Raw genomic sequence first — 15,168 nt, 5'->3', positions numbered from 1 at the left:
CGCAGGAGTTGCATGCGGCTGATGTTGGTGAACGGGTTTACATTGCGCTGGGCGGCAAGACCGATCCACGCTTTGGTGGTGGGCCACTCGCCGTTGAGGGCGAACTTGTTTCTATCAGCGACGGGCATTTCACCGGCGATGGTTCAATGCTTCATGGGCTTGAGGGCAGTTTCGGCCCCTGTGCTGTTCTACGGGTTGGTGGTATTGAGATATTGGTGGTCACCAATGCCCGCCAAATACTAGATTTACAGCAATTTAAAGCCTTTGGTATCGACCCGCAGAACAAGCATGTCGTGGCGTTAAAATCGATGCAACACTTCCGGGCTGCATTCGAGCCGATTGCAGGCCAAGTGATTGTTTGTGACAGCGGCGCCCTTTGCACCCCGCGTTACAACCGACTGCCCTATCGCCATGTACCAAGACCGATTTTCCCTCTTGATTCGGCGGAAAACTGGATTGCTTATAAGCGTCGTCATAATTATTTTTTGGGGAATTGTTAAAATTTGCCTTAATGCAGATAAGATGAGTACTATAAAAACAACAAAATTGTCAATATCCGCACCTATACGGCAAAAGAAGCGATCACACTAATTGGCATATATGGTCACTGGGGCCATGGAACTAAGGTGCAGGCAGTCCTTTCAAACCCGAAGCGTATTCAGTCGCAAGGCGAAGAAATCGCCAACAGCATCAGCCACGGCACCGGGCTTGTGGGCGCGCTGGTCGGAACGCCATTTATAGTCCTGCATGCAGTAAGGTACGGTGATACCGGATTCATTGTCGGTACGAGTATTTTCTCCGCGTCCATGATTCTTCTCTATCTTGCCTCAACGCTCTACCATGCGTGGCCAATAGGCAAAGCCAAACGCTGTTTTCGGATCATCGAGCATTCCGCGATCTTTATCCTTATTGCCGGCACCTACACGCCATTAACCCTTGGTATACTCCGCGGTGCATTGGGCTGGACGCTCTTCGGCCTTATTTGGGGTCTCGCCATAACCGGGGTAGTGCTGAAGGCATTCTATAAAACCGCCCATCCCATACTTTCCACCTGCCTTTATCTGCTGATGGGGTGGCTGCTCGTGATTGCGGTAAAGCCCTTATTTTCCAGCATGCCCGCTGCTGGCCTGTTCCTATTGATAGCGGGAGGCCTGTCCTACACCGCTGGTGTCGCCTTTTTCGCAACCGATTCGCGGATACCTTATGGTCACCTGATCTGGCATCTATTTGTAATCGCGGGCACCACATGTCATTATTTCTTAGTCCTTTGGTATGCGGCCTGACGATCAACCAATTCCCATCCCAATTACAACCTGCCACCACCATTTGCCCCCATAACTTCCAGACCGCCTAAAAAGGGTCATATTTGACCATTGGTTAAATAAGACCCTTTTATATGCCAGTACATTGCTGTCCCAGATGGCGCTAACCAATTAAATAAATTAATAAACCAGTATAATGGGTGATATCACCCTTAGCTTTAGATGTCTGGCACAAAGATTGAACCCACATGAAGCAGTGGATGGCAGCACAAGGGTTCCCGTGGACCCCACACCAACGCCGGCATACATCTTCCATTCGAGCTAAGGGCGATGAAAATTTGATCGCGCCATTGTTTATCAAGGAGAACCTGAAATGAGAAATCAAATTTTTTACAGGGTATCAATAATTCCCGCGTTGGCGATGATTTTTTTTATTGGCGTTGAACGCGTTTGGTCAGGAAATGGGACCTTCCGCCACTTTTTTACTGTCACTTTTGACAACAAACTATTTGACGAAAGGATTTGAAACCCAATGCGTGAGAGAAACCAATATAGAGAAAACCTTAAATATCTGCTCGACAAGTGGAACACTGACTTTGACAAATTGAAGGAGGTTCAAAAAGATAGCGAGGGCGCCTTGAAAAATATCAAGCAGGGGCTGAAAAACTCGTGGACTGCTTTTGAGAAAGGCTTTGAATAAATCGCGCAACAGGTCGTAATCTCCCTTCGGCAAAGCTATCTCACCCAATGAACATTCTTCTCATATACCCAGCGTTTCCAGATACGTTTTGGTCGTTTTCGTATGCGTTGCGGTCCATTGGGAAAAAGGCGGCCTTCCCCCCGCTTGGGTTGATCACGGTCGCGGCCCTCTTACCGGCGACATGGTCTTTGCGCCTTGTGGACGTGAACGTGGACGATCTAACCGATGACGATCTTGCCTGGGCCGATATGGCTTTTCTCAGCGCCATGGCGGTCCAGCGAAAATCGACTGCCGCTATCATCGCGCGATGCCACGGCAAGGGATTGACAATTGTTGCCGGTGCTCAATAACAACGGCAGTTGAGTGAACAACCGAACCATCTATTAAAGGACACATCATGCCGGAATATTTAGAACCCAAGGATATCAAACAATTAATGGCCGAGGCCGATGAACTGGTCAAACGGATTGAAGCCGATGCCGTTAAAAACATGGAAGAGGAGCATCGCCTGCAGGTTGAAACACATGCGCAACACCTGAAAAAGATCAAATCAGCAGTTCAGGACAAGATCGAAAAAAAAGGTGCATCCCAAAAAGACCATGGTGCCGAGGGCATGCATGAGGCGATCCAGGAAATTACCAAGGCCATGGGAGCGTTGAAAAAATATATCTCCGGTGATTGAGCAGACGCCGCCAAATTAAAGACGAGAAAATGAATATGGCATCCAATGGAAATAAAGATCCCATCGCTAATCTGACGGAAAAGCTACGAGGCCTCTTTGGTTTCGGTGATCATCCGAAGAATAATAACACGCTGCCGCCCAAGAAGCGTTTAAGCATCTGGTATTTTCTGTTGGCCATGCTTTTTCTTTCTTATGCACAACAGTTTTTCGTTTCTTCAAAAGTGGAGACGATTCCGTACAGTCAATTTAAACAATCCATTGCCGACGGGACCGTGGGCAAATTGATCATCGGACCTGAAAATATTACCGGAACGCTGAGGGGTTCCACCGGTCAAGCTTTCAAGACCATTAGGGTGGACGATCCGGGTCTGGCGAAGGAACTGGATGAACGCAACATCAGTTATTCCGGACAATACGAAAATAAATTTATCGGCAGTCTTCTTTCCTGGGTTCTCCCTTTGGGCTTTTTTTACTTGGTCTGGCGATTTGCCATGAAAAAGATGGGACCGGGCATGGGGGTGATGTCCTTCAGCAAGAGCAAGGCCAAGATATTCGCCGAGAGCGAGACCAAGGTCACCTTTGCTGATGCCGCCGGCATCGACGAAGCCAAAGAAGAGCTCCAGGAAGTGGTCGAATTTTTAAGCACCCCGGAAAAATCCCAGAAACTGGGGGGAAGAATTCCCAAGGGGGTGCTTCTGGTTGGTCCGCCGGGAACCGGTAAAACCCTTCTTGCCAGGGCGGTGGCCGGGGAGGCCAAGGTACCGTTCTTCAGTATCAGCGGTTCGGAGTTTGTGGAGATGTTTGTCGGTGTGGGAGCGGCCCGCGTTCGCGATCTTTTCTCTCAGGCCACGGCCCAGGCACCCTGTATCATCTTTATCGATGAACTGGATGCCCTGGGCAAAGCGCGGGGGATGAACGTGATGGGCGGTCATGACGAACGCGAACAGACACTTAACCAGCTCCTGGTGGAGATGGACGGTTTCGAAACGAATAAAGGGGTCATCATCATGGCCGCGACCAACCGGCCGGAAATTCTCGATCCGGCGTTGCTGCGGCCGGGACGGTTTGACCGGCAGGTGCTGGTGGACCGGCCGGACATCAATGGACGCGAAGCCATCTTGAAAATTCACTCTAAAAATGTGGTCTTGGGTCCCGAAGTCGACCTGCGCATGATCGCCGGCCGTACCCCGGGCTTTGTGGGCGCAGACTTGGCCAACATCATCAATGAAGCCGCGTTGCTGGCTGCCCGTAATGATCAAGAGACAGTGGAACTGGTGGATTTCGACGAAGCCATCGACCGGGTGGTGGCGGGTCTTCAGAAGAAAAACCGGGTGATGAATCCCAAGGAGAAAGAGATTGTCGCCTTCCATGAATCCGGACATGCAATTGTTGCCGAGTCGGTCGATCACGCCGACCCCGTGCATAAAATATCGATCATTCCGCGTGGAATTGCGGCGCTGGGCTATACCCAGCAGCAGCCCACCGAGGACCGTTATTTGATGACCCGCGCGGAATTGCTGGACCGGCTGGCCGTGTTCCTGGGTGGTCGTGTTGCCGAGGAGCTGGTGTTCAACGAAATTTCAACCGGAGCCCAGAACGATCTGCAGCGGGCAACGGACATCGCCCGCTCCATGGTCACGGAATATGGCATGAGCGACCGCCTGGGACTGGTGAGCTACGAACGCCCGCGCCAGGCGATGTTTCTCCCGGAAAGTTTCTCTTCCGCAAAACAATACAGTGAAGCCAAAGCCGCCCAGATCGATGACGAGGTCTCCCGGTTTGTGGATGAGGCCCATCAGCGCGTGCGCAAAATCTTATCGGAGCGTCGAATGGTCCTGGATGATTTGGCCCGTCTTCTTTCGCAAAAAGAAAGCGTGCAGGGAGAGGAGCTTAGGCAGATGCTCTCGACAGCCGCGTCCGAAGCGGCATCATCATCGCCAGTTCATCCATCCAGCAACCTTACCGGAAATGAAGAATAGGAAAAAGGGCATTGAATAGCGTATTTTATGCGTTCCAATATTGATCGGATGTGAGGAAATATCTGTTTTCTTCGGCGTGTTCGGCAAGCGTCACCGGAAAGCTGAGAAAAAGGACAATCCAGCGGTGACTCATATGGTGCCCAATAATCTGATCACCCTGCTTCAAAACGGCGAGGCCTATTTCCCGGCGATCGAAGCGGCCCTGGACCGGGCGATGCATGATATCTATCTGGAAACCTATATCTTCGAAGATGACACGACCGGGCGGCGCATTGCCGAAGCCCTCAGGCGGGCGGCCTTGCGGGGTGTAAAAACCCACCTGCTGATCGATGGATTCGGCTCATTCGGTTTACCGGAAGCCATGGTCGATTCTCTTGAGGCGGCCGGCGTATTGGTGATGAAATTCCGGCCCAAGACTTCGCCCTGGACGCTGCGGCGCCGGAGATTGCGCCGCCTGCACCGCAAAATTGTAGTCGTGGACCAGACGGTCGCATTTGTCGGCGGCATCAATATTAATGATGGTTTGGATTTTCATGGCCAACCATCGACACGTTATGACTACGCGGTAAGCGTGCAAGGGCCGCTGGTGAAAGCCATTCATGATTCCGCTCGCCGGGTATGGTCGCGTGTGGCCTGGCGTTTGCGTCCCGGCCGGGTCTGGGACAATGACAGGTACACGCCTTCAACCGAACCCGCGGGCTTGATGCAGGCCGCTTTTTTGGTACGCAACAACATTCGTCACCGTCGTGATATCGAAGCTGCTTACCTGCGGGCGATCGAGCAGGCACAGTGCGAGATCATACTTGCCAATGCTTACTTTTTACCCGGATCGAATTTCCGTCATGCGCTTGTAGACGCCGCCGGGCGCGGTGTCCGCGTGGTGTTGCTGTTGCAGGGAAAGATGGATCACCCATTGCTGCATTATGCCTCGCATGCCCTCTATGGCAGTTTTCTGGATGCAGGCATTGAGATCTATAAATATCACAAGAGCCTTCTGCACGCCAAAGTTGCCGTGATCGATGGACATTGGGCGACGGTGGGATCTTCAAATCTCGACCCTTTCAGCCTGCTGTTGGCACTTGAGGCAAATGTTGTCGTTGACGATGAAAGTTTTGCTATCAAATTAAAAAATAGCCTGGAGGAGGCCATCAAGATGGGAGCGCGGCGGATAGGTGAGAACAGCTGGAGAGCGCAATCAATCAAGCTGCGTCTGGTGAGTTGGTTAAGTTATGGCGTGGTGCGATTCATGATCGGAATCGCTGGGTATGCCCCGGGGAAACTGCCTGGCCGAGCAGTTCCGATGGATCATTCAGCGTGAAGAACCGTCACTTTAGTGGCCGTATGTGCAATCTGGAACCGTAATGGAAACCTACCAGAACATAAAATCGGCAGCGACCATCGATGCCATGATCCACTATGCGGAAACGCTGCTTGGTATTCGTTTCACGAGCATCAGGAAAAATCGGTACAGCGCCCTGTGCCCGTTCCACGCCGATACCCAGGACCGTTTCATGGTGTATGTCAACAAGGATGATGAGGTCCGGTTCCATTGTTTCGGAGCCTGTAAGGGCGATTGGGATATTTGCGACCTGATCATGCTGCGCAAGAAATATCCGTTCAGAAGGGCGCAGCAGCTTTGGGCCGAGCATTTGGGTGTCGCGGATTTTAAGTTCAATGATGACCACAGCCCCTGTATTCCTGAACCTGACGAAACACCGGAACCCGATGAACCGGTTGGTTTTGTCGAACCGAAAAAACGTGATATGAAGATGGTTGCCGCCCTGGACGATGCCGCCACCTTCTACCATGAACTGTTGATGTCAAATGAAGAGCGGTTCAGGCCCATTTGGGCTTATCTTGCCCGCCGGGGTGTCGAAAAAGACACCGTCCGCAAGTTCAACATCGGCTACGTGCCGCCATACAGCGATGAACAGTACCACGGCAGGGCACTGATAGACGGTTTCTTGCCACACCTTGAAAAGGGCGCTGATGCCTTCGATGCATTCTCAAATGGCGGACTATTCAGATTTTTGAACGATTCGACCGTCAAGGGATACGGGTACTATTGCCGGCAGATCGATTTCAAACGCAAAAACCTGTTTTCAAGAAATTTCGGTGATTATTTCGCCGGACGGATGGTGTTCCCCATTTATGATGCAGATGCGTGCGTGACCGGAATGGTCGGCAGACGCCCTGGCGATAGGGGCGTTCGATGGCTCAAGCACCAGACCAGAGAAGTTCCCCTTTCCGCCAATAGCTGGCTTTATTGCATTGACAAGGCAAGGCACTATATCCGGCAGTACCGGACGATCATCCTGGTGGAGGGCATCTTTGATTATTTTGCCTTCTACAACCTGCTCCACGACCAGGACAAAGCTGTGGTGGTGTCCACATTGGGTTCTTATCTCACCCCCGAAGCGGCGGCCATTCTCAAAGGCCTCGACATCGAGCACTATATTGTTGCTTTCGACTGGGATGAACTCGGCAGAAACGGCATCGAACGGATTGCGGCCAAAACAGGCGGGTGGGTCTATTACCTTGGCGGTCTGGCGGACGGTCAGGCCCCTTATGATATGCTGGAACCGGTGGTCAGCACCATCACAGCGGGTTTTCCCTGAAACACCTGAAGATCGATGCGCAATGAGGCATACGTTTTTTCGGACAACCGTAAAGAATGCGTGTGAATATTGGATGATTCTACACTTGTTAATTGAACCGTTGAACGATCCGTTTATCCATTTTGTTCGTGTGGGTTCTATGAAGCTAACTGAGGACATGAAATTGGTCCGAGCAATAATTTTATATAGGAGATTATCCAAATGAAAAGCGTAACGCTTGTTAAAGGGTTTTTGTCAATTATGGCGCTGCTGGCCCTGATGATCGTGCCGGGCTGCAGCGAGAAGGAGAAGCCCCAGAGCAAGGCCGCAAAAGTTTCCACAGAGGCGGTCGAGAAGGAAGTCAAGGAAGCTTATGAGGCAACCAAGACCTATACCCAGGAGCAGATGCAGTCCTTTCGGGAAGAAACGGAAACCAAACTCGCTGAATACGAGAAGGATATGGACCAACTGCTGGCACAGGCGGAAAAACTCGAAGGTGATGCCAAGGCGAAGGCTGAGCAACAATTGACGGATTTCCGTCAAAAAAGAGATGCGGTTTCTGAAAAACTGAAGGAGCTGGGTTCTTCCGGCAAAAATGCGTGGGAGCAGATGAAATCGGGCATCGATGATGCCATGCAGGATTTGGGAAACGCCTTTAATAAGGCCGCAGCTGAGTTCAGCAAACCATGAGACTGATCCCGCTCTCAACCAACAAAATCTGTGAATATTACCAACATTCGCGTGGTGTGTCGGGTAATGACGATCTGGATCCCAAAAGATGAAATCGGTAACACCACACGCCAAGGCACTTCAGGTTCAGTTTGAGCAAATCATCAAGGGGTTTAAGTGATGCCTGGGTTGGCAAGGACATCCCCAGTTCAATCGCTATTGCCCCCCATTAGTGTGACCCAAATTGAGCGATTGTCGAGGTTGCCGCAGATTCAAGGCAGATGTCGTCGCGCTATAGTGGACTATGCGCGACGATATCTAACGCCGAAGATGTGGTGAGATCGGCAAACCCAATGGGTTTCACCTTTTGAATACAACCATCGATGGTGCCCAACCGTGATCGTTACCAATCGACCTTCTTCGAGAAAGCTGAATCGCTCAGTTTGGGTGTGAAAAAGCATACCGGAGTACCTTCAAAATGCCGGGCGAATTCCTCCGGATAGTCTGAAAGAGAACCTCGAACAAGGAGCAGGATCATGGGCGACAAGGGCGGCAAAAAAAACGAGCAAAATAGTCAAAAACAAAGCAATGACAAAAACAGGCAGAAAGCAAAAAAAAAGCTCGAAAAACAACAGAAAGGGCGGCCAGAACTGGTATTGCCGCATCAAAAAGCGTGATTCTGTCCACGATTGCGGAACTGGTCACACGCGCGGTCTATTCTGCCTATCACCGTGAGATAACCAACGCTCGTCTGATACGCCTGAGCAAAGCCTTCGACGCTGAGCCGCCGTGGTGTGCAAAATCAGGGAACGTAAACTGATTGAAGAGAAGACCACTTAAATATGATTTTTTACATGCAATATCAGTGAGCGTTCCAAAGCAAAAATGAACGATTGGAATTTTTAAAAAAGGGAATGACAAGGATGAGCCAATACAATCTGAACCGCATCTTTAAACCGCGCCATGTTGCGGTTGTGGGCGCCAGCGAAAAAGCGGGAACCATCGGCAACGCGTTGATGAGAAATTTAGTTGACGGCGGGTTTTCCGGAACGGTGCTGCCGGTCAATCCCAAATACCAAACCATGCACGGGCAGGCGTGCTTCGAATCGGTTTCCGTCCTGGAGACGGGCGTGGACCTGGCGGTTATCGCAACGCCGATTCATAGTGTTGTCGATATCGTTGGCGAATGCGTCGAAAAAAAGGTCGGCGGCGCCGTTATCATTTCGGCTGGGGGCAAGGAGGTCGGTGAACAGGGCCGGGAGATAGAGGAGAAGATTCGGCACATCGCCAATGACGGCGGGCTTCGTATCGTGGGACCGAACTGCATGGGCATTATTCGTCCCTCAGTAAACCTCAACGCCAGCTTTGCCTCCGAGATGCCCGTGGCCGGAAATCTGGCCTTTGTATCCCAGAGCGGCGCCATCTGCACGGCGATTCTCGACCTGGCCTTGAAGGAGCGCCTCGGCTTCAGCCATTTTGTCAGCATCGGCTCCATGCTGGACGTCGATTTCGGAGACATGATCAATTATCTCGGCAATGATCCATCGGCCAAAAGCATTCTGTTGTATATCGAAAACCTGACCAATTTCCGCAAATTCATGAGTGCCGCGCGTTCCGTTTCCCGGATCAAACCCATCATTGTCCTCAAATCCGGCAGAAGCCCCGCCGGTGCAAGGGCCGCAGCTTCTCACACGGGCGCCATGGCAGGAGAAGATGCGGTCTATGACGCCGCCTTCAAGCGCGCCGGCATCGTACGCGTGGACACCATCGAAGAGCTCTTCGACTGCGCGGAACTGATGGCCAAGCCGCCGCGACCTCGCGGCCCCCGGTTGGCGATCCTCACCAATGGCGGCGGACCTGGTGTGATGGCGACGGACACCCTCGCCCGCTATGGTCAGGAGCCCGCGCCCCTTGATCCCGAAACGTTTAAGGCCTTCGATGCCCTCCTGCCGGACTTCTGGAGCCGAAGCAACCCCATCGACATCCTCGGCGATGCTTCCGCGGAACGGTTCGGCCGCGCCCTGGCGATCTGCTTCAACTCGAAGAACCTGGACGGGGTGCTGGTCATCCTTGCGCCCCAGGCGCTGACCGATCCCCTTTCCGTAGCCGAGACGCTGGCCGCCGCAGTCCAAGAACGCCGTTTTCCGGTATTTGCCTGCTGGATGGGTGGCAAACGCATCGCCACGGCCGTCGATGTGTTGAATGCAGCGGGGATTCCGACCTACGACACGCCGGAACGGGCGGTTCGGGCGTTTTTATATATGGTCGAATATACCAGAAGCCTCGAAATGCTGTTGGAAGTACCACCGAAGATGACCGGGCACATGGTCTTCGATCAGGAAAAAGCCCGCAAGTTGATCGCCGGTGCACCGTCTCAGGAATTTCTGCCGGAAACGGATTCCAAGGAAATACTCGCAGCCTATGGCCTGCCTGTGATCAGGACGGAAATCGCTGAGACCGAGGCGCAAGCCTCGCGTATCGGCCGTGAAATGGGATACCCACTGGTCATGAAGGTTCACTCACCGGACATCACCCACAAAACCGATGCCGGCGGCATTCGTCTGGACCTGCGCGGCGATACGGATGTTGCCGGGGCTTACCGTCAAATCGTATCATCGGCCCGGCAATACAAACCCGATGCCCGGATCGAGGGCGTAACCCTTCAGCCCTATTTTTCAAACCCGGATTATGAAATTCTGCTGGGCGCCAAGCGCGATCCCAATTTTGGCCCCGTAATCCTGTTCGGCATGGGCGGAATTTACACGGAAGTTCTAAAAGATAGGGCACTGGGACTTCCCCCCATGAACCGATTACTTGCCCGGCGACTCATGCAGGAAACCAAAGCTTACTCCTTGTTGCAAGGGTACCGAAACCGTCCCGCCGCCGATATGGAGCGACTCGAAGAAATGATAATCCGGCTTTCAGAGCTCTTGATCGATCTCCCCGAAATTGCCGAACTGGACATGAATCCCGTTCTGATCAAAGACGGAAATCCCGTCGCGGTCGATGCCCGCATCCTCGTTTCACCGTTTGCGGTGCCCTCCTCTCTGCATTTGGTGATCGGCCCGTACCCGGAGGAGGATGAATCCCATATGGTCAACGTCGACGGGCGCCGCATTTTTATCCGGCCGGTCAAACCCGAAGACGCCCCGCTTTTCACGGCCTTGTTCAAGACGCTTTCGCCGACGACAATCTACTATCGTTTCTTCGGCGCGTTAAAGGAACTGAATCCCGAGATGCTGGCCCGCTTCACCCAGATCGATTACGATCGGGAGATTGCGCTGGTGGCCATCGATGAGGACTCGGAATCCGACTGCATGCTTGGGGTGGCCAGAATCATTGGCGATCCGGATGGCAAGACGGGAGAATTTGCCGTTCTGGTGGGTGATACCTGGCAAGGCAAGGGCATTGGGGGGAACCTGCTGGAAAAATGCCTGTCTATTGCCGAAAAGCAAGGTTTTGAATCGGTACACGGTATCGTGCTGAATGAGAACCGGAACATGCTCGCGCTGGGGAAAAAGCTGGGGTTTGACACTAAAAGGGAGCCCGATTCCGGAGACAATGAACTGGTGATCCATTTCGGAAAGAGCAAACGTTTTGATCGGCCAGGATCGGACCATAGATTGGATTAAGGTGCATGAGATGCTTCAGGTGCCTGATATCGAAGAAGTTATCCATTTTATTTCATCAACCAAGCAATAAAAAAGGCCATGTAGCTTTTGTTTAAAGAACTACCGAAAATTACGTTAATGGCGTCTGTGCAGCCGACGATAATAATGCGAATGAGATTATACGGCAATTGTGGGAAGAATTTCGTAGTGATGGCATTGATGTCCGTTTTAGTGGTTGACGCAAAAAGGTTCTACCGATCCGGTCTAAAATAATTAAGATCAGCCGACAAAGCGGATTCAGGCGACGACAAATTCGCGGTCGCTATCGTTCGCCAGCAGAAAGGAGGTGATTCACATGCCAAATAAAGATGGAACTGGACCCAAAGGTCAGGGACCGAAAGACGGTCATGGTAAAGGCAAGGGAAAGGGCAAGAGCAACAGCCCTGGTCAAGGTCCGATGACTGGAGGAAAGAAAGGAAGTAAGGAAGAAACCAAAAAGTAAGCCAGATTAAAAACTAGAATTCAGGGCTTGCGAACAATCGCATAAGCGCAGACCAAAAAGGCCGGGGCTAACATTATTGTTGGTCTTCATGTCTTGTTTCCCGGCCTTTTTGGGCCGTTTATGCGGAGCATTTTGCATGAAGTAACAAAACGAGAAGAGGAGTTACGAATGAACAACGATAAACTCAGTTCTGTAGCAAAAGCAATCGTCGCGAAGCATAAGGGGGTGCTGGCTGCGGACGAAAGCAATCCCACGATCAAAAAGCGCTTCGATTCGATCAAGGTCGAGTCCACTGAAGAAAATCGTCGGCGGTACCGCGAAATCCTTTTTACAACCGAAGGGATTGAACGCTATGTCGGTGGTGTGATTCTCTTCGACGAAACGCTGCGCCAAAGCACTCGAGATGGCACTCCCTTTGCTGAGCTACTATCGAACCGGGGGATTTTTCCAGGGATCAAGGTGGACAAAGGCGCTAAAGCGCTGGCATTGTACCCTGAAGAAAAAATCGCCGAGGGGCTTGACGGCCTGCGCGAGCGGCTCGTTGAGTACAAACAGATGGGGGCTAAGTTTGCGAAGTGGCGGGCAGTTATTGAGATCAACGAGCGCGATGTTCCTACCGCGTTCGGTATTCGTGCGAATGCCCACGTATTGGCGCGTTACGCCGCGCTCTGCCAAGAATTGGATATCGTGCCGATCGTGGAACCGGAAATACTCATGGATGGTGTTCACGGCATCGAGCGCTGCGAAATTGTCACATCCAGGGTTCTCGATGCTGTGTTCACCGAGCTTGATGCCCACCACGTGCTGTTCGAGGGTATGTTGCTAAAGCCGAATATGGTTATTGCCGGCATGAAATGCGCGCGTCAGGAAAGCGTGCAGCAAGTTGCCGAGGCCACGATTCGTTGCATGATCCGCTACGTGCCGGCGGCTGTCCCTGGAATCGTATTCCTGTCCGGTGGGCAGAGTGCGGAAGACGCCACTGACCACCTGAACGCCATCAACATGATGGGCCCGCATCCGTGGCAAGTCAGCTTCTCTTATGGGCGCGCGCTGCAGGCACCGGTGCTTGCCGCCTGGAAAGGTCAGGAAAGCAATATGGCTGCCGCTCAGAAGACGTTCTTGAAACGCTGCCAGTTGAATGGCATAGCTCGCGACGGAAAGTATACCCGGGCAATGGAAACAACTGGATAATCAGCATGAATTATACGTAAATGAACTAACCCGCCGCAAGCAGCGGGGTATCACCAAGGATCGGGTCTTTTTATCGTCGCAAGCGACGGGGTATTAGACCCGATGCTTCGCAATAAAGGGTGGTGAAAGGATTAATTGGAAATGGCTATAGAAGTACTAACGCCTGAGTTAAGAAAAACAGCTTTTGAATTGGCTGCCGAAGTCGTTATTAAAGGAAATACAATATCAGATCAAAAAACAAAATTTCTGGAAGAACTTTTGACAAAAATGTCCATTGAAGCACAGTTTGCAACAACTATTATTGAGCGACTCACCAATCCTACTTTGTCACATTCTGTTAAACGGAGTTAATCGTTCTTTCATATATTGCTTTCTATAGGCAGAGTCGATCTGGTGAAGACGCTTGCTGCGCATCATCCACGAACTTGAGGCTGAGGCCAAGTGCCAATTCAAATACGAAAGCTTAACCAATACCCTGTTTCGGTGCTACAGGAGATCCAAAGGAGATATTGCATGGGCAATAAAGCCGGTTTATCGAATCCTGGCGTGGTGGTCTCGGTACGCGGCAGTGTCGTAGATATAAGGTTCGAAGCACATTTGCCGCCCATCTACTCGTTGCTGCACGCGCAGGAGGGGAAAATTGCCATCGAGGTTTTAGCTCAACTCGACGCGCATAGCGTGCGTGGTATCGCGCTGACCCCCACCCAAGGCCTCGCCCGCGGCATCGCGGTGGAAGACACGGGCGGGCCGTTGAAGGCACCGGTCGGCAAGGGAATTCTCTCGCGCATGTTCGACGTGTTCGGGAACGCCATCGACCGAGAAGGGGAAGTTTCGAACGTAGCGTGGCGTACCGTCCATCGGGCCCCGCCGCCGCTGGCACGGCGTTCCACCAAGTCTGAAATCTTCGAGACGGGGATCAAGGTCATCGATGTGCTCATGCCGCTGGAACGCGGCGGCAAGGCGGGACTTTTCGGCGGCGCGGGCGTGGGCAAGACGGTCTTGCTCACCGAAATGATCCACAACATGATCGGGCACCAAGAGGGCGTAAGCATATTTTGCGGCATCGGCGAACGGTGTCGCGAAGGCGAGGAGCTTTACCGCGAAATGAAGGAAGCCGGCGTGTTGCCGAACATGGTGATGATCTTCGGTCAGATGAACGAGCCGCCGGGCAGCCGGTTCCGCGTGGGCCACGCCGCCCTTACGATGGCCGAGTATTTCCGGGACGACGAGCACCGTGATGTGCTGCTGCTGATCGACAATATTTTCCGGTTCATCCAGGCCGGCTCGGAAGTGTCCGGCTTGATGGGGCAGATGCCGTCGCGTCTGGGCTATCAGCCCACGATGGGCACCGAGTTCTCTGGTTTGGAGGAGCGCATCGCCAACACCGATACCGGGGCCATCACCTCCATTCTGGCGGTGTATGTGCCGGCAGACGATTTCACCGATCCGGCGGCGGTGCACACCTTCTCGCATCTCTCCGCATCGATCGTGCTCTCGCGCAAGCGGGCCAGCGAAGGCCTTTATCCGGCCATCGACCCGTTGCAGTCCAGTTCCAAAATGACCACGCCGGGCATCGTCGGTGATCGACATTATCGCCTCGCGCAGGAAATCCGGCGGACGCTTGCGCAATACGCGCAACTCAAGGACGTCATTGCCATGCTCGGCCTGGAGCAGCTATCGCCGGAGGACCGCAACGTGGTCGCCCGCGCCCGCCGGTTGGAGCGTTTTCTGACCCAGCCCTTTTTCACAACAGAGCAGTTTACCGGGCTGCAAGGCAAACTCGTCGGTATAAAAGACGCACTGAGCGGCTGTGAGCGTATCCTCTCTGATGAATTCAACGACTATCCAGAGAGTGCACTGTATATGATCGGGGCGATCGACGAGGCAAAGGACAAAGCTCAGCCCTCCTGACCTGGAGCAAAATCGCAGGCCAAAGCCGCGTAGAGCCCGACGGAAAAAAATAAAAATCAAGCGG

At 52.6% G+C, this 15,168-nt stretch carries 14 protein-coding genes; all 14 read left to right on the top strand.

Features of this window, described 5'->3' with window-relative positions; genetic code table 11:
• Positions 1-500: MlrC C-terminal domain-containing protein (locus QNK41_RS12175; RefSeq protein ID WP_319257229.1), on the top strand; the 500-nt coding region annotated here is incomplete at its 5' end.
• 126 nt (positions 501-626) lie between these two features.
• The gene (gene trhA / locus QNK41_RS12170) at positions 627-1,283 is read left to right on the top strand and encodes a PAQR family membrane homeostasis protein TrhA (RefSeq protein WP_319257226.1); all 657 of its coding nucleotides are present in this window, start codon (positions 627-629) and stop codon (positions 1,281-1,283) included.
• Positions 1,284-2,171: 888 nt separating this feature from the next.
• Entirely contained in the window at positions 2,172-2,312 is a 141-nt protein-coding gene (locus QNK41_RS12165) for a hypothetical protein (protein WP_319257224.1), read from the top strand.
• Between the two features lie 47 nt (positions 2,313-2,359).
• Positions 2,360-2,644 carry a hypothetical protein gene (locus QNK41_RS12160; RefSeq protein WP_319257221.1) on the top strand — a complete coding sequence of 95 codons (285 nt, stop codon included), beginning with the start codon at positions 2,360-2,362 and terminating at the stop codon, positions 2,642-2,644.
• Positions 2,645-2,775: 131 nt separating this feature from the next.
• The gene (gene ftsH, locus QNK41_RS12155) at positions 2,776-4,623 is read left to right on the top strand and encodes an ATP-dependent zinc metalloprotease FtsH (RefSeq protein ID WP_413815145.1); all 1,848 of its coding nucleotides are present in this window, start codon (positions 2,776-2,778) and stop codon (positions 4,621-4,623) included.
• A gap of 40 nt (positions 4,624-4,663) precedes the next feature.
• A complete protein-coding gene (clsB, locus tag QNK41_RS12150) occupies positions 4,664-5,941 on the top strand; it encodes a cardiolipin synthase ClsB (RefSeq protein ID WP_319257217.1) in 1,278 nt (425 codons plus the stop codon).
• A 43-nt stretch (positions 5,942-5,984) separates the two neighbouring features.
• A complete protein-coding gene (locus QNK41_RS12145; RefSeq protein ID WP_319257215.1) occupies positions 5,985-7,241 on the top strand; it encodes a toprim domain-containing protein in 1,257 nt (418 codons plus the stop codon).
• A 240-nt stretch (positions 7,242-7,481) separates the two neighbouring features.
• On the top strand, positions 7,482-7,910 hold the full coding sequence (locus tag QNK41_RS12140) for a hypothetical protein (protein WP_319257213.1): 429 nt from the start codon (positions 7,482-7,484) through the stop codon (positions 7,908-7,910).
• Positions 7,911-8,425: 515 nt separating this feature from the next.
• Positions 8,426-8,566, top strand: coding sequence for a hypothetical protein (locus QNK41_RS12135; RefSeq protein ID WP_319257211.1), 141 nt, complete (start codon positions 8,426-8,428; stop codon positions 8,564-8,566).
• Between the two features lie 246 nt (positions 8,567-8,812).
• The gene (locus tag QNK41_RS12130; protein WP_319257209.1) at positions 8,813-11,521 is read left to right on the top strand and encodes a bifunctional acetate--CoA ligase family protein/GNAT family N-acetyltransferase; all 2,709 of its coding nucleotides are present in this window, start codon (positions 8,813-8,815) and stop codon (positions 11,519-11,521) included.
• Positions 11,522-11,855: 334 nt separating this feature from the next.
• A complete protein-coding gene (locus QNK41_RS12125) occupies positions 11,856-12,002 on the top strand; it encodes a hypothetical protein (RefSeq protein WP_319257207.1) in 147 nt (48 codons plus the stop codon).
• 168 nt (positions 12,003-12,170) lie between these two features.
• Positions 12,171-13,193, top strand: a complete 1,023-nt coding sequence (locus tag QNK41_RS12120; protein ID WP_319257205.1) for a class I fructose-bisphosphate aldolase — start codon at positions 12,171-12,173, stop codon at positions 13,191-13,193.
• A gap of 141 nt (positions 13,194-13,334) precedes the next feature.
• Entirely contained in the window at positions 13,335-13,544 is a 210-nt protein-coding gene (locus QNK41_RS12115; protein ID WP_319257203.1) for a hypothetical protein, read from the top strand.
• A 162-nt stretch (positions 13,545-13,706) separates the two neighbouring features.
• A complete protein-coding gene (gene atpD / locus QNK41_RS12110; protein ID WP_319257201.1) occupies positions 13,707-15,104 on the top strand; it encodes a F0F1 ATP synthase subunit beta in 1,398 nt (465 codons plus the stop codon).
• The last annotated feature ends 64 nt before the right edge of the window (positions 15,105-15,168 follow it).

Source organism: Desulfosarcina sp. (assembly GCF_033791525.1).
In the GTDB taxonomy this organism is placed as follows: domain Bacteria; phylum Desulfobacterota; class Desulfobacteria; order Desulfobacterales; family Desulfosarcinaceae; genus Desulfosarcina.
Note: the sequence above shows the minus strand (reverse complement) of the source record. Positions and strands in the feature narration are given on the sequence as shown.